At 67.5% G+C, this 21,419-nt stretch carries 18 protein-coding genes; 5 read left to right on the top strand and 13 right to left on the bottom strand.

Annotation, left to right across the window (positions count from 1 at the left end):
- Window positions 1-92: 92 nt before the first annotated feature.
- Genes ACQHI0_RS02450 through ACQHI0_RS02440 form a run of 3 tightly spaced genes read right to left on the bottom strand, consistent with a single transcriptional unit; the run spans window position 93 to window position 5,261 of the window.
- Complete coding sequence (locus tag ACQHI0_RS02450) at window positions 93-4,193, bottom strand: putative T7SS-secreted protein (protein ID WP_427909056.1); 4,101 nt, start codon at window positions 4,191-4,193, stop codon at window positions 93-95.
- Entirely contained in the window at window positions 4,096-4,860 is a 765-nt protein-coding gene (locus ACQHI0_RS02445) for a hypothetical protein (protein ID WP_427906305.1), read from the bottom strand. The genes ACQHI0_RS02450 and ACQHI0_RS02445 overlap by 98 nt, the downstream gene beginning before the upstream one ends.
- Window positions 4,860-5,261, bottom strand: coding sequence for an SseB family protein (locus ACQHI0_RS02440; RefSeq protein ID WP_427906304.1), 402 nt, complete (start codon window positions 5,259-5,261; stop codon window positions 4,860-4,862). Before ACQHI0_RS02440 ends, ACQHI0_RS02445 begins: the two co-directional genes overlap by 1 nt.
- 157 nt (window positions 5,262-5,418) lie before the next feature.
- Between ACQHI0_RS02440 and ACQHI0_RS02435 the strand changes: the two genes are divergently transcribed.
- Window positions 5,419-5,682, top strand: coding sequence for a type II toxin-antitoxin system Phd/YefM family antitoxin (locus ACQHI0_RS02435; protein ID WP_427906303.1), 264 nt, complete (start codon window positions 5,419-5,421; stop codon window positions 5,680-5,682).
- On the top strand, window positions 5,667-6,065 hold the full coding sequence (locus tag ACQHI0_RS02430) for a PIN domain-containing protein (RefSeq protein WP_427906302.1): 399 nt from the start codon (window positions 5,667-5,669) through the stop codon (window positions 6,063-6,065). The genes ACQHI0_RS02435 and ACQHI0_RS02430 overlap by 16 nt, the downstream gene beginning before the upstream one ends.
- A gap of 68 nt (window positions 6,066-6,133) precedes the next feature.
- Here ACQHI0_RS02430 and ACQHI0_RS02425 read toward each other — a convergent pair whose 3' ends face one another.
- Complete coding sequence (locus ACQHI0_RS02425; protein ID WP_427906301.1) at window positions 6,134-7,108, bottom strand: hypothetical protein; 975 nt, start codon at window positions 7,106-7,108, stop codon at window positions 6,134-6,136.
- A 105-nt stretch (window positions 7,109-7,213) separates the two neighbouring features.
- On the opposite strand from ACQHI0_RS02425, the gene ACQHI0_RS02420 reads away from it, so the two are divergent.
- The gene (locus ACQHI0_RS02420) at window positions 7,214-7,825 is read left to right on the top strand and encodes a TetR/AcrR family transcriptional regulator (RefSeq protein ID WP_427906300.1); all 612 of its coding nucleotides are present in this window, start codon (window positions 7,214-7,216) and stop codon (window positions 7,823-7,825) included.
- A 109-nt stretch (window positions 7,826-7,934) separates the two neighbouring features.
- Window positions 7,935-8,681 carry an LGFP repeat-containing protein gene (locus ACQHI0_RS02415; RefSeq protein ID WP_427906299.1) on the top strand — a complete coding sequence of 249 codons (747 nt, stop codon included), beginning with the start codon at window positions 7,935-7,937 and terminating at the stop codon, window positions 8,679-8,681.
- A gap of 4 nt (window positions 8,682-8,685) precedes the next feature.
- On the opposite strand, the gene ACQHI0_RS02410 is transcribed toward ACQHI0_RS02415, so the two are convergent.
- The 5 genes from ACQHI0_RS02410 to ACQHI0_RS02390 form a co-directional block, all read right to left on the bottom strand.
- Window positions 8,686-9,039, bottom strand: a complete 354-nt coding sequence (locus ACQHI0_RS02410; RefSeq protein WP_235569852.1) for a YbjN domain-containing protein — start codon at window positions 9,037-9,039, stop codon at window positions 8,686-8,688.
- An 83-nt stretch (window positions 9,040-9,122) separates the two neighbouring features.
- Window positions 9,123-9,938 (bottom strand): isoprenyl transferase, encoded by an 816-nt coding sequence (locus ACQHI0_RS02405; RefSeq protein WP_378637531.1) that lies wholly within the window; start codon window positions 9,936-9,938, stop codon window positions 9,123-9,125.
- Window positions 9,939-10,084: 146 nt separating this feature from the next.
- Entirely contained in the window at window positions 10,085-10,864 is a 780-nt protein-coding gene (gene recO, locus ACQHI0_RS02400) for a DNA repair protein RecO (RefSeq protein ID WP_427906298.1), read from the bottom strand.
- 47 nt (window positions 10,865-10,911) lie between these two features.
- Entirely contained in the window at window positions 10,912-11,511 is a 600-nt protein-coding gene (locus ACQHI0_RS02395; protein WP_427906297.1) for a TetR/AcrR family transcriptional regulator, read from the bottom strand.
- Window positions 11,498-12,364, bottom strand: coding sequence for an alpha/beta fold hydrolase (locus ACQHI0_RS02390; RefSeq protein ID WP_427906296.1), 867 nt, complete (start codon window positions 12,362-12,364; stop codon window positions 11,498-11,500). Before ACQHI0_RS02390 ends, ACQHI0_RS02395 begins: the two co-directional genes overlap by 14 nt.
- Window positions 12,365-12,506: 142 nt before the next feature.
- Here ACQHI0_RS02390 and ACQHI0_RS02385 point away from each other — a divergent pair, with 142 nt between their 5' ends.
- Window positions 12,507-13,934 carry an amidase gene (locus ACQHI0_RS02385; protein ID WP_427906295.1) on the top strand — a complete coding sequence of 476 codons (1,428 nt, stop codon included), beginning with the start codon at window positions 12,507-12,509 and terminating at the stop codon, window positions 13,932-13,934.
- Between the two features lies 1 nt (window position 13,935).
- On the opposite strand, the gene ACQHI0_RS02380 is transcribed toward ACQHI0_RS02385, so the two are convergent.
- The 4 genes from ACQHI0_RS02380 to ACQHI0_RS02365 form a co-directional block, all read right to left on the bottom strand.
- The gene (locus tag ACQHI0_RS02380) at window positions 13,936-15,573 is read right to left on the bottom strand and encodes a serine/threonine-protein kinase (protein WP_427906294.1); all 1,638 of its coding nucleotides are present in this window, start codon (window positions 15,571-15,573) and stop codon (window positions 13,936-13,938) included.
- Window positions 15,570-16,733 carry a DUF7373 family lipoprotein gene (locus ACQHI0_RS02375; protein WP_427906293.1) on the bottom strand — a complete coding sequence of 388 codons (1,164 nt, stop codon included), beginning with the start codon at window positions 16,731-16,733 and terminating at the stop codon, window positions 15,570-15,572. Before ACQHI0_RS02375 ends, ACQHI0_RS02380 begins: the two co-directional genes overlap by 4 nt.
- 19 nt (window positions 16,734-16,752) lie before the next feature.
- Entirely contained in the window at window positions 16,753-18,378 is a 1,626-nt protein-coding gene (locus ACQHI0_RS02370; RefSeq protein WP_427906292.1) for a serine/threonine-protein kinase, read from the bottom strand.
- A 183-nt stretch (window positions 18,379-18,561) separates the two neighbouring features.
- Complete coding sequence (locus tag ACQHI0_RS02365) at window positions 18,562-21,396, bottom strand: hypothetical protein (RefSeq protein WP_427906291.1); 2,835 nt, start codon at window positions 21,394-21,396, stop codon at window positions 18,562-18,564.
- Window positions 21,397-21,419: the final 23 nt, after the last annotated feature.

The following is a 21,419-nucleotide window of genomic DNA, read 5'->3' as shown; positions in this document are numbered from 1 at the left end:
ATCACGGGTGATGGTGTTGGCACGACCGATGGGGTCGAGGGCGTACGTGGCGCGGGATTGGCCAGTGTCGGGGCGGGTTGTGATGTGGTCGGTTAGATAGCCGTCGGGGCGGTATGTGTAGTCGTCGCGGCGGATCGTGAACGGATCAGGCCGCGCGATCGGAGTGTCGCCGAAGTCGAGAGAGAAGGTCGCGGTAGGGAATCCAGTGACTTCCTGCGTGGCGATGTTGCCGTTGCTGGTGAAGGCTCGGTCGATTTGGACTTCGCCGATGCGCCAACCAATGAGGCGACCTGCGCGGTCGTGGTTGAACGAGATGTCGGCGCCATCGGCGTCCAACGCCGTAACTTGGCCGAGTACGTTGTGGCGCCAGGTAGTGACCGCACCTGAAGGGGTGGTTCGGCGCACTCGTCGACCGCGGTGATCGTAGTCGTTGACCATCGGAGGTTGGTCGTCGAGCGTTTGGGTGGCGACTTGCCCGGTGGGGGTGTAGGTGAATTTGAGAGTGTGGGTGAGGGTTTCATCAGTGCCGTTGATCGCGGTGAGGATGCGTCCGGCGGGTCGTGGGTATAGGCGAGGTATTCGCCGGAGTCGGCGGTGATGGAGGTGAGGTTGCCGAGGATGTCGTGGCGGTGGTGGCGGGTGATCCCGGTTGCGGGGGTGACGGTGGCGATGCGTCCCGTGACAGCGTGGGTATATGTGGTTGTGGCGCCGGTGTAATCAGTTTCCGAGACCAAACGACCGGCGAGGTCATAGTCGTAGGTCCAGCGCTGGCCGAGCGGGTTGATGACCGCTGTCAGTTGGCGTTCGGTGTTGTACAGGTAGCGGGTAGTCGAGCCGTCGGGTTCGGTCCGAGTAGCGACCTTGTCGAAAATGCCGTAGGTGTAGGTGGTGACGCCACCGATGCGGTTGGTGTGGGTGAGGAGGTTGTTTTCGCCGTCGTAGGTCCAGGATTCAGCGAAGCCGTCGGGGTCGACTCGACGAGCTGGTCGTCCTTCGGGGTTCCACTCGTAGCGGGTGGTGTGCCCGAGCGCGTCGGTGACCTCAGCAGGACGGCCGAACTGGTCTCGGCGGATGGTCGTAGTCGCACCGTAGGGGTCGGTCACCGTGACGGGGAGACCGGCGGGATCGACGCCGACGTGGGTGACGGCACCGTCAGGATCACGGACTTCGATGACTGCGCCGCACGCGTCGTGGGTGTATTCGGTTCGCGCGCCTCCGGGGTCGGTGACAGCGACGAGGTCGCCCGCCTTGTCCCATTCCCGAATCGCGGTTGTGCCATCAGGATTGGTGATCGTGGTGGGCCGGTTGCTGTACGCGTATTCAATGCGGATGTCGCTGCCGTCGGGACGGGTGATCGTCGCGACATCACCGTCTTCGGTGTACGTGTACCGGGTGACCGCGCCATCAGGTTCGGTCACGGCGAGTGGTTTGCGTGCTGCGTTGTAGTCAATGTGGCGGTGGCCGCCGTCGGCGTTGCGGAAGTCGCGCAGGCGAAGGTCGTTGTCGAAGCCGTAGCCGGTGACGCCGCCGCGGGAATTGGTGAGTCGGGTGAGGCGGCCGGTGCCGTTGCCTAGTTCGAGGTATTCGAAGTCGGCGTTCATTACCCCGTCGAGGCCGCGTTGGGCGATGACGCGCCCGGATTCGTCGTAGGTGTTGGCGACCCAGGTGCCGTTGGAATCGGTCCACGACAGCATGCGGTGGTGTTCGTCGTAGGCGAACCGAGTGGTGCCGCCGACGCCGTTGACCACGGTGGTCAGCTCGCCGTGCTCGTAGCCGAATTCACGGACGCGGGTGAGGGTTTCGAAGCCATTTGCTTCGCCCGCGACCGAGATCGCGGTCACGCGGCCGTTGGCCGAGTCGAGCACAACACGGTAGCCACCGGAGTGGGTGACCTCGGTCGGGTCGCCGTTGGTGTTGTAGTGGAACCTGATCCGGTTGTGGTGGCGGTCGGCAATCGCAGAGATCGCGAAATTGCCCAGCAGCGCGTCCAGGCCGTCGAGGACTGGTTCGGGGGCGAAGTGCCACACCAGTTCTCGGTCGGGATCCCAGAGCCGGTAGCCACCGACTTCAGTCCGCGTCAGCTTCCACCGTTGACCTCCGGCGATTGGCTCGACCCCTACGCCGACTTCGGCGTGCGGGTAGGCCAACAGCATGCCGTCTTCGAAAACGACTGTCACGCAGTCAGCTTCGACGACAACGCGCATGTCGAGGGTGGCTGACCAAGAGGGCCCGAACCAACGGCCGAACCGATAGTTGGAGTGGTGGGCCCGCTTCAGAGCCAGGCGGAGGATGCCTGGCAGGTCGAGATCGGTTAGCGGTAGTAGGAATTCGCCGGTGGCGAGGTTGACCGGATCGCCGCCCTCCTCGGTTTGGTCCCGGGTGGAATCGGTCTTCGGTGGATCCTGCTGGGCGGTGTCGCCGACACTGTCCTGGCCGTTTGCCCCGCTGTCGGTTTGAGCGCGGGGTTCGGGAGCAGCGTTCTGATCGGGTGTAGCGGGGTCGCTATCGTGGGCGCCTGGGCTGGTTCCGTCCCCTTCAGGGTTGCCGCTGTTGTCCGGGTCGGGTGTCGGTTTCCCGGATTCTGGGTCGGCTGGTCCGTTGTCACCGTCGTGGTGGGTCGGCGTGCCGTCATGCTGGTCAGGGGTGGAGTTGTCGCCGTCCGGTGACGGAGAGTCCGGGCTCGGACTCGGGCTGCCACCATCGGTATCGGGGGCAGGCTTGCCCGATGAATCATCGGTGCCGTTCGGCGACGGCGTGTTCTCCGGCGACTCTGGTGAACCGTTGCTCGGGGCCGCGGAATCGGTGTCCGGATTTCGCGGGGTCTCGGGCGCCGATTCGGGATTCGGGTTAGGCGTGTCCGACGGGGTAGCGGCCGGGTTGGTCGGCGATGCCTCTCCCCCGTTCCCGCCCGGGTTCGCCGGCACATCGGGTGTGGCGGCCGGCGGATTCGGCGCGGGCGAATCACCAGTGTTCCCTGCGGGATTCGTGCCCGGCGACGACGGACTGTCCGGCACGCTCGCAGGCTGGGTAGGCGAGGTCGGGGCGCTGGGCGACTCAGGCGCATTTCTGCCCGCGGCACCCGCGGCATTGTCGAGAACGGTGCGCCCGGTATTGCCTGCTCCGATGACATCGTCGGCCCGATTCGCCACAGTAGCGGCAGCTTTCGCCGCGCCACCAGCCCCGCCGGTGGCCAGCGTGGTCAGCGCATCACCGGTCAGCGCGCCCAACGCTTCGGATGGGTTGGTTTTGAACCCCGCGAGCATCGCCGATGCGGTCGCTTTCGGGTCCGCCGCGGCGAGCACCATCCCGGTGCTCAGGTCCGACATCTTCGACAGGTACTCGGCCGGATGGGTGATGTTGTAAGCATCGACCGGGCTGATCGACCGCACGAACTGCACCATGCCCGTCAGCGAGGTCAGCAACCCGGACACGAAGTTGGTTTGCGCATGCTCCAGCGCGGCGTTCAAGTCGTCGAAGTTACTGCCCCACCGCGACAGGAACGGTGGTTCCGTCGGCGCGGTTTCGGTCGCCGCGGTGATTGCCGACACTGCGGTGTTGGCGGCGTTATCGCGTTGGGTGCGAGCACCATTGAGGATCGCGCGTGCCTCGTTGCGGATATCGGTCCACGTATCCGTGAGGTTCTTACCTTTGCGCTGGTCGTCGGTTTGAGCGTTCCAGCCGTTCTTGCGGTCGCGCTCCTCGCGGTCAGCGGCCTCCCATTTCGCGATCGCGTCCGAGGCTTTGGCTTGGGCTGCGGTGACCTCGTGGAACCAGGCGTCCAACGCGGTTTTGGCTTTGCCCATCGCGTCGGCGCCGTCCCACCACAGCTTCGGCTGTTTCGCGAACTCCTCATGGAATGCCGACGACGCGTCACCGGACCAATCCGCGACGTCGATCTTGCGCAACGCGTCACCGGTTTGGTCGATTCCGGTTCCGATCTTGCCCAGATGCCCGGCGACCTCGGTGATCTTGGCGGGGTCGCCTCGGATCAGCTCTTTCGGATCGGTGGTTTCGCCGAGTTCCTTCTCCGGCACCGCGCCACCGGTCGCGTCGACGACCTTGTCGCCGAGATCGTCGAGCCAGTTCGATAGCCCGTCAGCGCCAACAGCTTTCGCGACCTTGGACTCGGCGTCGAGAACAGTGTTGTAGGCCTGGCCGACCTTCTCGGTGGCCGTCTCGAGCCCGTCTTCGATCTTGTCGCCGAGGCTGTTGACGAAGTCCCCGATACCCACGAACTATTTCCCCCCCACGAGCTGCTTGTTGTGCTTGTTGGATCTCGGCAGCCTTCGCTGCCGCGCCCGTATCGGCCAGGAACATGTCACCGAGGCTGTCTTGTTCCGGGACGTCATCGGAGGCCAAGTACTGTCCGACCTGGCCCAACATCGACACGTTGTCGCGCATATGAGAGAAAGCGTCACCGAATGATTCCGCGCTGTACTGCGGGTTCGTGACCGTGTTGAAGTTGCTGTTGTCCCAGACCTGGCCCCAGTCCATCGCCTCGATATCGGCCTTGCTCAGGTGCGGGTTGCCCGCCAGATGGGTGAACATCTGCTTGAACGTGTTCGAGAACTGCTCGTCCATCTCGTGGTAGCGGCCCGCCGACAGGTCCAGGACCTGGGCGATCTCGTTGCCCGACTGAACCAGCGCCCGCACACCCCACGACCAGCGTTCGGTGAAGGTCTCGAAGCAGGTTTGAACGTTGACCTTCCCCGCCTCCATCGCCGACATCGTCAGCTGGGCGAATCCGCGCCCGACCGCACCGGTCTCACCGACACCGAGCTCAGACAGCTCGCTGATGATGCCGTTGATACCGGTCGCCGCCTGAGTCAACAGGGCAGGATCGATATTCAAATCCGCCATCAGCCACGCCCACCGTCAGCCGACGGCTCCTCGGACAATTCCGGCGGGAACGACATCGGCGCCGCACTCAGCATGTCGACGGCAACACCGGTCGGGTCAGGTTGTGCTGCGGCGAACTCACGCAGACGACGTCCCAGGAAGGTATGAAAGCGGTAGGACTGGTCGGCGAGGACACCGCGGGCGGTCATGAATCGCGCGTACTCCTCGACCCCGGTGAACACGCACAACCACGCCATACCGGCGGACTCCACCGTGAACACCCGGTCCTCCGGGCCGACCAACGGCACCAACAACGCCGACGACTCGAACGCCGCCGTCAACTCGCTGGGCACTCCGAACCCCGCGTAGAACGCCGCGATCTCCGACTTCAACCGCGCAGAATCGACAACGACAACAGACATGTCCGCTGACACCCTCCCCTCGGACACCATTCCGTAGCCACCGTAACGAACCAGCGATGACGTTCCAAGGTTGAGAATGAGATTTCACATAACTCTCACGACCCTGCCCGCGATAGTTGACCTAGCCGGATCAGACAAATTCAGATAATCTGAATTAATGACCACGATGTCTGCCGCCGAGGCATCCAGAAACTTCTCGGCCGTTCTGAGCCGCGCCGAACACGGTGAGACGATCCGTATCGTCCGCCATGGGCGGACGGTTGCGACCGTCTCTCCGCCGATCAAGAAGACCGGTCTGACCCTTCGGCGCGCGCTGGAGGAGTCCGACACACCGCCCTTCGACGACGATTTCGCTACCGACATCAACGAGGCGCTCGCCATGGTTACCGATGAGCTGGAGGACCCATGGGGCGACGACTGATCCTCGACACCGGAGTGTTGATCGCTTATGAACGTGGGACCATCGATCGCGCAGCTTATGACAACGACGAATTGGCGATAGCGGCAGTGACAGTCGCTGAGTTCCGCGTCGGCATCGAACTCGCCGATACGGCGGAGCGTGCGGCACAGCGTTCGCGGCGCCTTGCCGTTCTCCTCGACGACATCGACATTCTCGAGTACACCGACCAGACTGCCACTCGCCACGCACAGCTACTCGCGCATGTCCGCCGATCCGGGAAGCCGCGCGGCGCCCACGATCTGATCATCGCGGCGCACGCGGCGGAATCGGGTCGCACGGTCGTATCCCTGGATACGAAAGCCAAGTTCGCCGACCTGCCTGGCGTCACCGCGATCACCCCGTAGGGTCCGACCGGGCCGACAAAGATGCTCCGCACGACAGGCGGTCGTGCGGAGCATCTTTGCGTCGAGAGTCAGGCGGGAACGCCCACTGGTTCATTAGCTGCGATAGGTGTGGCCACCTGGCGGGAGCGCACCGCACCGAGGCCGAGGAGGGCGAGACCACCTGCACCCCAAGCGATCAGGACCGTCAGCGGGGCGATGGCACCTGCACCGTCGAAGTAGGCGACCGAGCGGAGTAGGGATGCGGCGGCGCCGGGTGGGAGGAGTTGGCCGAGGGTTCCCCAGGGCTGGGGCAGGAGTTCGGGGGCTGAGGTGGCGGCGGAGAAGGGGTTGCCGATCAGGAGCATGGTGAGGGCGCCGAGGCCGATGCCGGGGCGGCCGATGGCGGCGGCGAGGCCGACGACGGTGGCGGAGACGGCGAAGGAGGCGAGGCCGGCGATGGCGGCTAGTTCAAGGTAGGAGCCGGGGAGGATCGAGAGCCAGGTGTGGAAGACCAGGGTGCTCAGGAGGCCGCCTGCGATGGCGAAGGTGGTCAGGCCCGCGAGGCGGGCGCCGAAGACTGGGATCAGGAGGGTGAGCAGGACGCCTGCGGCGATGCCGGACATGACCAGCGGGAGGACCATCGAACCGAAGCCTGCGCCGCGGGGGTCGTCGGGGTCGGTGGCGATCACGTCTTGGACCGCGGCGGCGGGGAGGCCGCTGAGCTGTTGGGCGACGGCGGTGAGTTGCTGGGCGACGGCGGGTGCCGCGGCAGAGGCGACCATGACCTGTGGTGCGCCGTTGCCGGTGACGATGGCGCCGTAGATTTCCCTGTCGGCCAGCGCATTTCGCGCCGCGGTCGCATCGGCGACGGTGGTGATCTCGAAGGCGCCGGGATCGCGCTGCTGCAGTTGCTGGGCGACCTGGGCAGAGGCGGGTCCCGCGACGGCGATCGGCAGGTCGCGCGGGGCGATATTGACGGTAGGCCAGGCGAAGGCGATCAGCATCAGCGCCTGGATCGCGGTGGCCGCGAGCCCCAGAGCTACTGCTCGGCGGGTGATCGTCATGGCGGTTTCTCCCCTTAAAGCGAATGTTCGTTCTTTTTGACGTTTCTACCGTGACACCACCCACCGCCGCTTGTCAAGAACGGACATTCGTTTTACTTTTGACCCATGCCCCGAGTCAGCGAAGAACACCTGGAACGCCGCAGGCAGCAGATCCTCGACGCCGCGCAGCTGTGCTTCGCCCGGAAGGGCTTTCACGAGACCTCGATGCAGGACGTGTTCGCCGAATCGCAGATGTCGGCGGGCGCGGTCTACCGATACTTCACCAGCAAGAACGAGATCATCGGCGCGCTCGTGCACCGCACGATGGGACCGTTGCGCGTGCGGCTCGCCGAGATCGTCCGCAGCGAAACACCCCCTCCCCCAGCGGAAGTCATCCGGCTGCTGACCACCGAGATCGTCAGGCGCAGTGGGCCCGACGGACCGCTGCGGCTCGCCCCGCAGGCATGGGCACTGGCATTGGTCTCGGACGAGACCGCGGTCCCGGTCCGCCACGCCATAGCGTCGATGCGTGAGCTGTGGTTCGAGTACGCGGACCGGTTGTGCGAATCCGGCTGGCTGCCGCCGGGTACTGATTCCGATGCGATCGCCAAGACGCTCATCGGCTTGCTGCCCGGGTTCATCCTGCAGCATCTGCTGCTCGGGGACGTCGAGCCGGACGATTTCGCCCGCGGTCTCGCGATCATGCTGCCGGGACCGCCACACCACCACCCAGGGTGAGCAATGACACTGTTGCCACCGGCGTCCAACGGGTAGGTTCGGGTGCGGCACCGGAGGGGGTCCCGAGCGCCGGACATCGTTGAATATCGATCCGACCAGGGAGTTACCTGTGACAATTCACCGTCGAAACCTTCGATCGCGCGGTCTGGCCGCCTTGGCGACCGTCACCGTGGCGGCCGCGCTGCCCGCCGCCATGGCAGGCTCCGCGCAGGCCAGGATGATCGGTGGATTCGAGGTGGGCGGCGCGATCGAGATCGAGTACGACCAGGCGGGCGGCCCGGCGCTGGGCGACCCCACGTCCCCGGAAGCCGATGCGGCGGCGGGCGGCAAGTACCAGACCTTCGCCAACAACGCGGCCATCTACTGGCACCCCGACACCAACGCCAACACCGTCGCCGGCCAGATCCGCGACAAATTCGCCCAGGTCGGCAACGAGTCAGGCCAGCTCGGCTACCCGGTCACCCGCGAAGAGTCCGCGGTGGGCGGTCGCTTCAACCACTTCCAGAAGGGCTCGATCTACTGGTCCATCGGCACCGGCGCGCACCAGATCAGCGGCCCGATTCGCGACAAGTGGGCAGCGCTTGGCTGGGAGTCGAGCCCACTCGGGTTCCCGCTCACCGATGTCTCCGCGGCGGGCAAGGGCGACGGCCAGTTCACGATGTTCCCGACCGGCGCCATCTACTGGACGTCGAAGACCGGCGCGCACGCGGTGTGGGGCAGCATCCAGGCCGACTGGATCCGCGCGGGCGCCGAGGGCGGCCGCTACGGCTACCCGACCAGCGACGAATACGACTACCAGGGCGGCAAGGCCCAGGATTTCCAGGGCGGCAAGATCACCTGGAAGCCCAGCAACTGACGCGCTACGGCGCGAGCAAGCCCTGACGGGCTCGGCTCGCGCCGGACAGGGCCAGCAGCAGCATGGTGGTGAGGGCGCCGTCGTCCAGGCCTTCGGCGGGGAAGGTGTAGCGCAGGATCACGTCGCCCAGCTGGCCACGGGCGATCAGGGTGACCGAACCGAACTGGATCTCGTTGTTGCGCTCGGCGACGCGCTTGTGCAGGGCAGCCTTGAGCGGACGATCCCAGGCCAGCACGCTGGTCAGCGACAGCACGGTGAGGCCGGGGGCGAGGGTGACGGCGCGGATCGAGCACAGGGCGCCGTCGTATTCGAAACCCAGCGACCGGTCGGCGTCGACGCGGACTTCGATGTCCTGCATCTGCAGGCAGGCGCCGGCGCGGGCCTGCAGGTCGAGTTCGGGGGTGAGTAGCGCATCCATGTCGGCTCCGTCGTGACTGTCGCTCATTTGGCGCCACCGAAGCGACGGTCGCGCTTGGCGTATTCCAGGCACGCGTCCCACAGGTTACGCCGGTCGAAGTCGGGGAAAAGCGTGTCCTGGTAGACGAATTCGGCGTAGGCGGCCTGCCAGATCAGGAAGTTCGAGCTGCGGAACTCGCCGGAGGGGCGAAGGAACAGGTCGACATCGGGCATATCGGGTTCGTCGAGGTATTTCGCGACGGTGGCTTCGTCGACCTTCTCCGGGTCGATCTCGCCCGCGGCCACCCGGCGCGCGATTTCCCTTGCGGCGTCAGCGATTTCGGCCCGGCCGCCGTAGTTGACGCACATGGTCAGCGTCATCACGTCGTTGTCCTTGGTGAGCTCTTCGGCCACCTCGAGTTCCTTGATCACGCTGCGCCACAGGCGAGGCCGGCGGCCTGCCCAGCGCACGCGCACACCCATCTCGTGCATCTCGTCGCGGCGGCGGCGGATCACGTCGCGGTTGAAGCCCATCAGGAAGCGCACCTCGTCGGGGCTGCGGCGCCAGTTCTCGGTGGAGAAGGCGTAGGCCGACAGCCACTTGACGCCGATCTCGATGCAGCCTTCCACGGAGTCCATGAGCACGGCCTCGCCGCGTTCGTGCCCGGCGGTGCGCGGCAGGCCACGCTCCTGGGCCCAGCGACCGTTGCCGTCCATCACCAGCGCGACATGGTTGGGCACGAGCTCCGGCGGGATCGCGGGCGGGCGCGCGCCGGAGGGATGCTGGGACGGCGGGCGCACGGTGCGGGTGCCGTCCTTGCTCGCGGGAGAAGAGTCACGACGCAGGATCACGGCATCCATCCTGCCTGATCGCCGGGTGCGGGTTGCACGGGCTCCGGGTTGACCGGCGGACCGGTCGCCGGTCGAGCTACTCGTGGGCATCGAGTGGGCCGCGCGCGCTGCGACCGGCTCGCGGAGGTGAGCGCTGGGTGGGGCCTTCGGCCTGGTCAGCCGACCCGGCCGACGACAGCGTCGTCGGACCGATCCGCTGCGATGCGGGACCGCTCGATCAACGGCAGCGTGCGCAGCTGACGTTCCAGATGCCACTGCAGATGGGCGGCGACGAGACCGCTGGCCTGGCGGCGGACATTGTCGGGGACGCTGTCGATGTAGGCCCACTCCCCCTTCAACAGGGCGACGAGCAGATCGAGCACCCCGGTGACCGGCGTGCTCGCACCCGGCGGGCGACAGTGCACACAGACCGCGCCGCCCGCTGCCACGTGGAAGGCGCGGTGCGGGCCCGGGGTGGCGCAGCGGGCGCATTCGTCGAGCGCGGGTGCCCAACCGGCGAAACCCATGGCGCGCAACAGGTATGCGTCAAGGATCAGTTCGTGGGGGCGCTGCTTGGCGGCGATCGCGCGCAGGGCACCCGCGGTGAGGACGTGCAGTTTCGGGGCGGGCGCGCGTTCTTCGCCCGCGAGGCGTTCGGCGGTTTCGAGGATCGCGCACGCGGTGGTGTAGCGGCCGTAGTCGTCGATGATGTCGGCGGCGAAGGCCTCCACGGTGATCACCTGGGTGACGATGTCGAGTGTGCGGCCCGGGTGCAATTGCACGTCGATGTAGGAGAACGGCTCGAGCCGCGCCCCGAACTTCGACTTGGTGCGCCGCACCCCCTTCGCCACCGCCCGGACGAGTCCATGCTGCCTGGTCAGGAGCGTGACAATGCGATCGGCCTCGCCCAGCTTGTGCTGGCGAACCACCACTGCCTCATCCCGATACAACCGCACGCGCCCAGTCTTCCATGCGGGCCCGACACCACGGTCACGGACACGGATCAGGACTGGAGCAGACCGGCGATGAGCAGCAGCAGCGACTGCTGGGTTTCGACGCGGGCGCGGTCGGGGTCGTCGGCGTGGGCGACGATGAGCGAGGCTTCGGTGATGGCGCTGAGCAGTAGTTGCGCGAGTACCGGGACCGGAGTGACCGGGATCAGGCCCGCGTCGGTGGCGCGTTGTAGTTCGGCGGTGATGAGGCCGAGTCCGTGGCGCGCCTCGAATTCGCGGAAGGCGGGCCAGCCAAGGACGGTGGGGGCGTCCATCAGCACGATGCGCAGCATTTCCGGGCGGGCGCAGATATCGAGGAACCGCGCCAGACCAGCGGTCATGCCACCGATGACGTCGGCGCGGTCGACAGCGGCGACGGCGGTCTCGATCTCCGCGGTGGCCTCGGTCTCGATCTGTTCGAGCACAGCGAGGAACAGTCCGCGCTTGTCGCCGTAGTGATGGTGCAGGGCGCCGCGGGTGACACCGGCGGCGGCCACCAGCTGTTCGGCCGAGGTACCGGCGAAGCCGCGCTCGGCGAACAGGCTACGGCCTGCCCGCTCGAGCGCGGCTCGGGTGGTGCGGGAGCGATCCTCCTGGCTACGGCGCTGCATGGAGCCGAGTGAACTCCACGATCAGTTCGGTGAGCAACTCCGGCCGGTCCTCGGGGATGAAGGTGTAGGAATTGTCGATGGTGCGCAGGGTCGCCCGGGGTAGGTCGGTGACCAGGCGTTCGGCCAGCGTCATCGGGAACAGTTTGTCCTCGGTCGACCAGACGACGAGCACCGGCAGGTCGACCTCGGCGAAGCGTGCGGCGGCGGCCGAGGTGAATCGCTTGTCGACGCCGGCCGCGAACCTGCGCAGATCGTCGCGGATGGCGGCGCTGCGCCGGGCGGGTCGCAGATAGGACTGCGCGATGTCTTGCGGCAGATCGTGTTTGGTGACCAACCCGAATCCGAGTGGCAGGCGCTGGATGAACCTGAACCGCATCGGCGCCAGCAGCGGGCGGATCACGCCGGGAACCTTCGCCACCTTCAGCAGATCCGCGAAGGGCCGCGGCGGGAACGTTTCGTAGCAGTCGACGGCGGCCAGGACGACGCGGCCGATCCGTTCGGGTCTGCGCGTCATCAGGATCTGGGTGAGCGCGCCGCCGGTGTCGTTGGCGACGATCGTGACGTCGGTGAGGTCGAGCGCGTCGAGGAACTCGGCGATGAGATCCGCGAGGCCGGTGGGCGAGAGGTCGGCGGCGGGCACCGGGATCGAATGCGAACCGAGCGGCCAGTCGGGCGTGAGACAGCGGTGTCCGGCGGCGGCGAGGCCGGGCACCACGCCGCGCCACAGATCGGCGTTGACGAGCAGTCCGTGGACGAACACCACCGGCGATCCGGTGCCGGTGTCGTGATAGCGGATGCGGCCGGATGACAGGGCGATCTCGTGCGCCGGGCCGAGTGCTGAGCTGATTCCCATGGGGTCCTCCCCTGGTCGAATGCTGGGCCAGTCCACTGTTACATACATTCGGTATGTATGTCTATACCCACCCTAGGGGATGTGGACGAGTGACCAGGTTCGCGTTACGGTCGAGCCAACTACCTGGAGAGACGGAGCTCACATGTCCGCGCCCGACCACGTCGCGCCGAATTCCCCGGCCGATCTCGGCCTCACCGAACTGTCAACGGCCATCGCCGAGGGCGCCGTGTCCTCGGTCGCGGCCGTCACCGACGCGCTCGATCGGATCGAGGCGTCCCAGCCGACGCTCAACGCGTTTCGGGTCGTGCGTCGCGCGGCCGCGCTGCGGGAAGCGGCCGAGGCCGATGCGCGGGTGGCCGCGGGGGTGCGGCTGCCGCTGTTGGGCGTGCCGATCGCGGTGAAGGACGACACCGACATCAGTGGTGAGATCACCGCATTCGGCTGCGGTGGGGAGTTCACGCCGAAGACCGCCGACGCCGAATCGGTGCGCCGGTTGCGCGCGGCGGGTGCGGTGATCGTCGGCAAGGCCAATACCTGCGAGCTGGGACAGTTGCCGTTCACCAGCGGTGACGCGTTCGGGCACACCCGCAACCCTTGGGATCGCGCACGCACGCCGGGTGGGTCGTCGGGTGGGTCCGCGGCGGCGGTCGCGGCCGGATTGGTCCCTGCCGCACTGGGTTCCGACGGCGCGGGATCTGTGCGTATTCCGGCGTCGTGGACGAACCTGGTCGGGATCAAGCCACAGCGTGGGCGCATCTCCACCTGGCCGCTGGCGGAGGCGTTCAACGGGCTCACCGTCAACGGGCCGCTCGCGCGCACCGTGCGCGACGCGGCACTACTGCTCGACATCGCCGCCGGGCCGCACGACGGCGACCGGCACAAACCCGCGCCGATCGAGGCGAGCGCGGCGGTCGGGCGCGATCCCGGCAAGCTCAGAATCGCGCTCTCCCTGAACATTCCGTACACCGCGACCAAGACCACGCTCGATCCGCAGATCGCGGCGAGTGCGCACGCGCTGGCCGCCACGCTGCGCACGCTCGGCCATACCGTCACGGTGACAGGCCTGCACTACGGGTTGATGATCGGCGCCTCGTTCCTGCCGAGGTCGCTCGCGGGAGTCAGCCGGGTGCACCGGGATATGCCGGGTGCCGTCGTCGACCCACGGACCACGGCCAATTCGCGCATCGGCCGCGTTCTCAGCGGACCCGCTCTCACCGCGGCGCGGCTCGCGGAACCGTTGCTGCACAAACGAATCGGTTCGTTCTTCGACGACTACGACCTCGTGCTGGCGCCGACCACGGCAACCCCTCCCCCTCGGGTGGAGGAAATCGATGGCATCGGTGTCGGCGCGACCAACAACCTGATCACCGGCGCGTGCCCCTACACCTGGCCGTGGAACGTTCTCGGGTGGCCGAGCGTGAACGTGCCGGCGGGGTTCACCGATTCCGGGCTGCCGATCGGCGCGCAACTGATGGGCCCCGCCGACAGCGAACCCCTGCTGATTTCCGTTGCGGCCCAGCTGGAATCAGTGCTGCGCTGGGACAGCCACCGGCCCGCGCGCTGGTGGTGAGTCACAGCGGCGTTTTCAGCCACCAGCCGTCGTAGAGTTCCGCGCCGCTGGTGCCGCCGAGGACGAAGATCAGGCAGAAGTTCCTGGCCGGATCGTCGAATTGGATGTTGAGCCCGCCCATCACGGTGCCGGGCGTGCGGCCGACCAGATCGTGGACGATGATCCGGCCGCGCCCCGAGGGCCGTTCCCAGTTCTCTTCCCTGGTCGAGATCGCGTCCACGAACGGCTCGACAGTGCTCGGCGAGCGACTACCGTTGCACGACACCGTGACTCGCCGCACCGGATTGCTGTCACCATTGCAGCTGAGCCTGCCGACGTTGTCGTGTCGGTCGAGCGGAACTGGTTGATATTCGGTATCGACAGCCGCACAGCGCGCGCCTTGGAATCCGCTGGCGAACGGGGTACGCGGGAGCAGGTCGGGAAACGCTCGGACGATGTATTCGTAGGATTTCCAGGCTGATTCGGCAGTGGTCGTGGTCGGCGTCGAGGACGCGATGGGCGCCTCGGGGGTGGACCCACCGCGGGTCAGCACGGCGACGCCCGCGACCGCTGCGACCAAGAGCGCGACCACCGACCCGACAACCAGATACCGCCGACGGCGCGGACGAGGTGACGCGCCCCGGCCGTTGACAGGTTCGATCGGCGCCGCGACAGCACCGATCAGCCTGCCGGGCCGCGCATCCGGTGGCGGCGGCGTCGCCCGCACACCGGCGAGCCCGGGCCGCGCATCCGGAATCGACGGAGCCGCCCGCACGCCGGTGAGCCCGGCCTGACCGACCCGCATCGTGGGCGGGGCAGGCATCCCGAACGCTGCCGCCGCGGCGGCGGCGAGCGCACCGCAGCTCGAGTATCGATCGTCGGGGTTCTTGGCCAGCGCCCTGGCGATCACCGCGTCGATCGCCGGTGGCAGGCGTGGGTTCAGGTCCGTCGGCCGTGGTGGCGGTTCGGTGAGATGGGCGTTGAGCACCGCGGCCGCGGTCTCGCGGGGAAAGGGTTTGCGGCCGGTGAGCAGCTCGAACAGCGTGCATCCCAGCGAGTACAGATCGGCGCGATGATCGACGGCGTCGAGCCGGATGAGCTCGGGCGCCGCGTAGGCGAGCGTGGCCAGGAAGGCGCCGGCTTCGGTGAGCGCGGTGCCGTCGGTGCCGGATTTGGCGATGCCGAAATCGGCGACCAGGACCCGATCCGGTTCCCCCGGCCGCGTTTCCAGCATCAGGTTGGCGGGCTTCACGTCGCGGTGCAGCAGTCCGGCGCGGTGGGCCGCGTCGAGGCCCGCGGCGGCACCGGTGACGATGTGGAGCGTGTGGCGCGGATCCGGCACGCCCGCGCGCAACACCGCGGCCGCGTCGGTGCCCGCGATGTACTGCATCGCGATCCACAACGCACCGTCGGCCATGCCACGATCGTGGACCGCCACCACGTTCGGGTGGTCGATGCGGGCCGCGAGTTCGGCTTCGCGAATGAACCTGGCACGGAATTCCGGTGAGCCACTGTGGATCTCGCCCAAGACCTTGAGCGCGTCCAGACGTGGCAGGCGCGGATGGCGCGCAGCGTAGACGGTGCCCATGCCGCCACTGCCGAGCACCCGGTCGATCACGTATCCGGCGAACACGGAGCCCGGCCGCAGCCCGGCGGTCATTCGGCACGCACCAGCAGGCTGTATTGGGCGGCGGCCTTCTGCCTGATCTGCTGTTCCTCTGCGGAGAAGACCGTGGCGACGTAGCGCCCGTACGGCACGCGGCAGACATACCGCACCGCTGGGTTGTCACCCTGCTCGCCACAGCGGACGTCGGTGAGACCCGCCGGACCGGACACGGCTCGCATCGCGTCGTACATCGGGTCGGTGCGCTGGAGCGCTCGGCGCGCCTCGGTCGCGTCGGGGAATCGCTGCAACCCGTCGAAGCCGATCATCGCCAACACGTCGGTCGAACCCCGCTGACGCGAACCGAAGAGAAATCCCGCGTGTGGCCCGTACACCACCCCGCTGACGTGCACCATCGCCTTGGCGCCCGCGATCATGTCGGGGTCGATCAGGACGACGGCGGGCATCGACCATCGCCCCGGCTTCTCCGGCACCATCCGGCTCAGCATGTTCTCGGGATCGATCGGCAGGCTCGCGAACTGCTCCGGCGGGGTGAGCACAGCGTGGTCGAGTCCGGGGAGCTGCGCCTCGAATGCCTTGCTGATCAGCGTGGTCAGCGCCACTGGGTCGGGGGTGGTGTGTTCGGCCAGCACGCTCAGCACGAAGGTACCGCGGGCGATGGTGGCCGCCATGCTCGCCACGGTGGGCCGCCAATGCGCGTGGGCGGCAGGATAATTCGGAATACCGATGGCGACATTCTCGGTGCTCACCGCGGCGTCGGTGGCATCGATCGCCGCGGCGGCGGCGGTGGCGGCCGCCTGGTCCGGCATGCGCAAGGCCACCAGCATCAGCTTCCTCGCCGCGGCCGAATCAGCGCCGGAGACAACAACTCCCGACAGCATGCCGTGCTCGGTGAGCACCGCGCGGGCCTGCTCCGACAACACGCCCGAGACCTTGGCGGGGGTCGGCAACGGCGCGATCGGCTTCTCCTTGGTCGGCAGCGCGAGCGCGGGATCGGCGCGAGCCGGATTGACCATGATCTCGGCGAGCCGCATCGACTCGATGATGCGACCCGTGTACTCGGTGCCGGGTGGCACGGACAACGGAATATGCTGGTATTCGCCGTAATCCAGTTGTGCGAGGTCGACCTGAACCGGTTCGGCGGTGCCGGGCACCGTACAACCGGCGACGACAACAGCCAGGGTCGCGATGATCACGCCACCCACCTTGCGGGCATCACAGCGGCGCATGGGTCCACCACTTCTCACGCAGGTCCGCACCGTCGGTGCCACCGGTGACATCGATCCGGCAGAACGATCGGGCGGGACCGTCGAAATAGACGTACAGGAATCCGGTGACCACCTTGTCCTGCCCGATATTGTTGCCCCAGTGCAGGTTTCCGGTCCCCGAGGCGCGCTGCCACTGCTCGCTGCCCTCGACCTGGTCGGAGCTCGGCGGGATCAGCATCAGCGAGCGATCGGTATTGCAGATGATGTTCAGCGACAGGACGGGGTCACGATTTCCGACGCAGTGCATGCGCGCCCGCGGGCCGGCGATCTTGTCGGTGGGAATGTGTTCGATTCGCTCGTCGACCATGTAGCAGGCGGTCATCTCCTGATAGCCGATGCCGTACGGGTTGCGGGGCAACAGGTCGGCGAACGCGTCGGCGATGAAGTTGTACGCGCCCCACGCGGTGGCGGGCGGCAGTGGTGGCGGTGAGGTGGTCACCTGCGCGCCCGAAGCGGTGTCGCCGGATCTGGTGGCGCCGAGCGCGGCCGCCGTCACGATGGCGACGACCAGCACCGCCGCGGCTGCCAGCCGCACGCCTCGGCGGCGGATCAACTTCGCGAACGGGGTGCGGCGCGGCAACAACACAGCGGCGAACGGATCGGCGTCCAGCAGTTGCTGGACAGGATAGTTCGGACGGCCGGCGTCGCCCGCGGGCCGGGGCTCCGGGGCGCCCGCCGAGGACAACGAACCGGCCGCGCCGGGCTGGTTTGGGTCGACCGGCGTGCCGTCTTGCCCGGCCAGCGCATCGCGCGACGCCGCTGCCAGTTCACCGCACGAGGCGAAACGCTGCGCGGGGTCCTTCGCCAAGGCCTTGGCGATGACGGCATCGAAGGCCACCGGCAGGCCCGGTCGCAGCGTCGACGGCTGGGGTGGCACCTCGTGCAGGTGGGCATACATCACCGCCGCCGCCGTCTGACGCGGGAACGGGACTGTGCCGGTGAGCAATTGGAACAACGTGCAGCCCAGGGAGTACACATCGGCGCGGCGATCCACCCGGTCACCGCCGAGTTGTTCGGGAGCCACATAGGACAGGGTGGCGGTGAGCCCACCACCCGAGGCCAGCGTCGCGGTGTCCTCGGCCTGACGGGCAATGCCGAAGTCGGTGACCAACACACGATCCTGATGCCCCGGCTGCTCGGCGACAAGAATGTTCGCCGGTTTCACATCACGATGCAGCAGCCCCGCGCGGTGCACCTCATCGAGCCCGCGAGCGGCTTCGACGACGATGTGCACAGCACGTGCCAGGTCGAGCCCCGCGGGTTGGCGACGGATGAGTTCGGCGGCATCGGAACCGGCGACGTACTGCGTGGCGATCCAGAGTCGGCCGTCGGTTTCTCCGCGGTCACGCACGGCGACGAGGTTCGGATGTGCCAGCGCGGCGGCGAGTTCGGCTTCGCGCAGGAACCTGGCGCGGAACTCGGCGTCGGCGGCGTGGTCGTCGGCGAGGACCTTGAGCGCGTCGTGCCGGGGCAGCCGTGGATGGCGGGCCAGGTACACCGTGCCCATGCCACCGGCGCCGAGGCGTCGCTCGATCAGATAACCGGCGAACTCCGCACCGTCGGAAATACTCACCCGCCCGGACTCCCACGTTTCACAAGTCTGCCGGGACCCTTCCGGCAGGTAACCGGGCCGGCGACCCGAACTGCGGTCCCCGCCCGGAAAGCCGACCGGAAACCACCGGGTCCGATCGACGCCCGAGCGGACTATAACAGGATGAATCAGGCCGCGCGGTAGCTGAATTGCGATGCCCGAGCGCTACCGACCTGGTTCAACCCATCCTTCGAGGTCGCTCTTCGTGCCGGGCGGACAGCCGTCCCGGCCGGTTTGCCGGGGGAACATCAGCAGGCAACGTTGGGGGCCCGCGGCGCCGACCGCGGTGGTGACCAGGACCGCGATGGACGAACTATCGGCGACGCGACTGGTCGAGAAGCCGAGAGTCCCGGTGACGCCGCGATAGTCGGACTCGCGCAGCTGGACTGCGATGGCGGTGCGGTTCGGGTCGGCCAGGACGCCGCGACTGTTGCGCACCGCTTGGAGGAACAGCCCGCTCACGTCGAAGGCCAGACCGGTACGGTCGCCTGCCCAGGTGGGCCGGTAGTCGGTGAGGTCGGGGTAGCCGCGCAGGTCCTCGATCAGGTCTGCCAGCTCCGAGCACAGCTGTTCGTGTTCGAACGGGACCGGCTGGTCGCCGAGTTTGCCGATGCCACTGACGCAATCGGCGCCGCCGAGCATCACCGGCGAGGCCTTGGACACGTAGCGCACGGTGAGGTTGGCCGGGAGCGCGGCGGTGGCCTTCGGATCGGTGATCAGCCGGGTCACCGCGTCGTTGCCGAGGATCGCCGGACCGGCGCCACTCACGCAGCCGCGGCTCACCGCCTTGGCGAAGGTCGGGAAGTCATCGTTGCGACCCGCGAAGAACAGCAGCGTGCGGCGGTCGAACCCGGCGGTCTCGCACGGCGCGGGAAAACGGTAGAGCTGCTGCTGTTCGCGCCAGCTCATACTCTCCTGCGCCACACCGCGTGTGGTGAGTTCCTTCCGCACATCCTCGACGAGCGTGGTCACGTACAGATCACTGTCACCCTCGGGGTGATAGATCGCCACCTTGTCGTAGCGGGGAGCACCATCGAGATCGCGGGCGCCCTGCGCGTACTCGGCGACGAGGCGAGCCTGCACGGTATTGCTCGGTGCCGCTTGGAAATACAGCGGCGATGCCTGTTCGAGGCCATCGGCGGACAGCGTCGTCGCCACCGCTGGCACGCCGAGCTCGCCGAGACGAGTGATGGCCCTGCGGGTTTCGTCGTTGCTGCGATCGATTCCGACGACGCCGAGCACGCTGGGGTCACGTGCCACGAGTTCACGCAGCGGATTGTCGACCACCCAGCCGGCATGGCGCATATCGGAACCACCATTGGCGATGATGATGCGCAACAGCGGTTCCGATTCGTCGGAGGCCAGCAAGGCGCGACGCTGCTGCACCGCCAGCCCGGCCAGTTCCTCGACCTGGGCGTGCGGGTAGCGCACATTGGTGTCGACGTAGCTCAGGCCCGCGAAGTACACCAGGGAGACCAACGGCCGGTTCTGGTTGTTCTCGCGCGCGTCGGCCGCATCGGCGTTGAGCCGGAACACTTCTCGCTGCATCGCCGACAACTCGGGGTCGTCGGCGAAGGTCTGGCGGGGGTTGTCGCTGTAGCCGACGCATTCACCGTCGCGCAGGCTCACCGAGACCCCACCGGTCCACGGCCAGTGCGAACACTCGGCACCACGCAGCGGCGGAAAGTACACCAGCGTCGCGGCCACGGCGAGCACGATCGGGATCAGCACGCACAGCCCGACGAACCAGCTGCGCGCCGCCATCGGCGGCGCGGGCGGCAAGGCCAGTCCGCGGAATCGGGCATCGCTGACTCGGGGCATGGTGTCGGGCGGCAGGATCGCGCGCAACGGCAGGAACCAGGCGTCGGCCTGACGATGGGTGCGCCGGTTGTCGATCTCACGCACCCACTCCTGCAGCGGATCCGGCGGTTGCGGGGTCGGCGCGTCGGCGAGACTCTCCAGGGTGCGCAGTGGGCGCAGATCACTGATGTGCGAGAGCTCGCCGACCTCGCGGCTCGGTCCTTCATCGCGCAGTGCGACGACCACCAGTGGATCGAAAAGGCCGGTCTCGTTGCGGATTTCGTTGATCCAGGTGAGAATGCGCGCGCCGTCGCTGCCCTCGGTGAGACCACCGAACAAAGCCACCGGGTACGCGGTGCGCCGCCAGCTCGACGGGCGCCAGATCCGGCGCTTGTAAGCATCACGCAGGTCCTCGAGAAACGCGTGCACAAGGAGCTTGGCGACCTGCTCCTCGTTCTCGTCGATTCGGTGCGGCAAGGCGAGACGGGACGCGAAACCCAGGAAACTGCCGGACAATTCGGGCGCCAGATAGCGCTGGTGCAGGAACCACCGCGTCACCTTCGACATGCCGGGAATGCGCCCGGACACCCACAGCCACAACCGCAGCACCGGCCACAGTGCCAGCACAGCGAAGACCAGGCTCGAAATCATGCCGCCCGCAACACCTTCGGTGGCATCGGAGCGGTCGGTCGACGAACCGCTGCGTAGCAGTTTGGGCAGCCTGCGGCGCAGTTCGTCGGGCGCCTCGGATTCGTCGGACGTCACCCGCTGCCGGGTGAGCCAATCGGCGGTGCGGTAGCGCGGGAACTTGATCGCGCCCATCGCGGTATCGTCGACGGCGAAACCCGCCACGAGGTGCTGCACGATCGGGAGGCAGTGGCCGGGGATCTCCTGATCTCTGGCGTGCGGGCCCGCATCGATGGCGTTGAGGTCAGGGGTGAGCAGCATGGGCGGCAGGTCGGGCGTGTGCAGGTCGAGCTTGACGCGCGGCGTCGCCCGCCTGCCGCCGGATTCACTGAGCCAGCTGTAGATTTCGCCGACCAGCGCGGTGTGTCCGGCCACGCCGACCACCTCGACGATCGGGCGAGGCAACGCGCGCCGCCCGTGCACCAGTGTGCGCAGCACGCGCGGGCGGGCGTCGGGGATCTCGAGCGCCCGCAGCAACTCAAGCAGCTTGCCGACATCATTGGCATCGGGCACTTCTTCGGCCTCCCCGGACGATC

The organism is Nocardia sp. FBN12 (genome assembly GCF_050320175.1).
Lineage (GTDB): Bacteria > Actinomycetota > Actinomycetes > Mycobacteriales > Mycobacteriaceae > Nocardia.
This window is presented reverse-complemented; position numbering and strand designations above follow the sequence as displayed.

Excerpts from the sequence above, each read along its gene's own strand:
- ACQHI0_RS02445 (WP_427906305.1), bottom strand. The coding sequence starts at position 4,860 with ATGGCGGATTTGAATATCGATCCTGCCCTGTTGACTCAGGCGGCGACC.
- ACQHI0_RS02440 (WP_427906304.1), bottom strand. The coding sequence starts at position 5,261 with ATGTCTGTTGTCGTTGTCGATTCTGCGCGGTTGAAGTCGGAGATCGCG.
- ACQHI0_RS02435 (WP_427906303.1), top strand. The coding sequence starts at position 5,419 with ATGACCACGATGTCTGCCGCCGAGGCATCCAGAAACTTCTCGGCCGTT.
- ACQHI0_RS02430 (WP_427906302.1), top strand. The coding sequence starts at position 5,667 with ATGGGGCGACGACTGATCCTCGACACCGGAGTGTTGATCGCTTATGAA.
- ACQHI0_RS02425 (WP_427906301.1), bottom strand. The coding sequence starts at position 7,108 with ATGACGATCACCCGCCGAGCAGTAGCTCTGGGGCTCGCGGCCACCGCG.
- ACQHI0_RS02420 (WP_427906300.1), top strand. The coding sequence starts at position 7,214 with ATGCCCCGAGTCAGCGAAGAACACCTGGAACGCCGCAGGCAGCAGATC.
- ACQHI0_RS02410 (WP_235569852.1), bottom strand. The coding sequence starts at position 9,039 with ATGCAGGACATCGAAGTCCGCGTCGACGCCGACCGGTCGCTGGGTTTC.
- ACQHI0_RS02405 (WP_378637531.1), bottom strand. The coding sequence starts at position 9,938 with ATGGATGCCGTGATCCTGCGTCGTGACTCTTCTCCCGCGAGCAAGGAC.
- ACQHI0_RS02395 (WP_427906297.1), bottom strand. The coding sequence starts at position 11,511 with ATGCAGCGCCGTAGCCAGGAGGATCGCTCCCGCACCACCCGAGCCGCG.
- ACQHI0_RS02390 (WP_427906296.1), bottom strand. The coding sequence starts at position 12,364 with ATGGGAATCAGCTCAGCACTCGGCCCGGCGCACGAGATCGCCCTGTCA.
- ACQHI0_RS02385 (WP_427906295.1), top strand. The coding sequence starts at position 12,507 with ATGTCCGCGCCCGACCACGTCGCGCCGAATTCCCCGGCCGATCTCGGC.
- ACQHI0_RS02380 (WP_427906294.1), bottom strand. The coding sequence starts at position 15,573 with ATGACCGCCGGGCTGCGGCCGGGCTCCGTGTTCGCCGGATACGTGATC.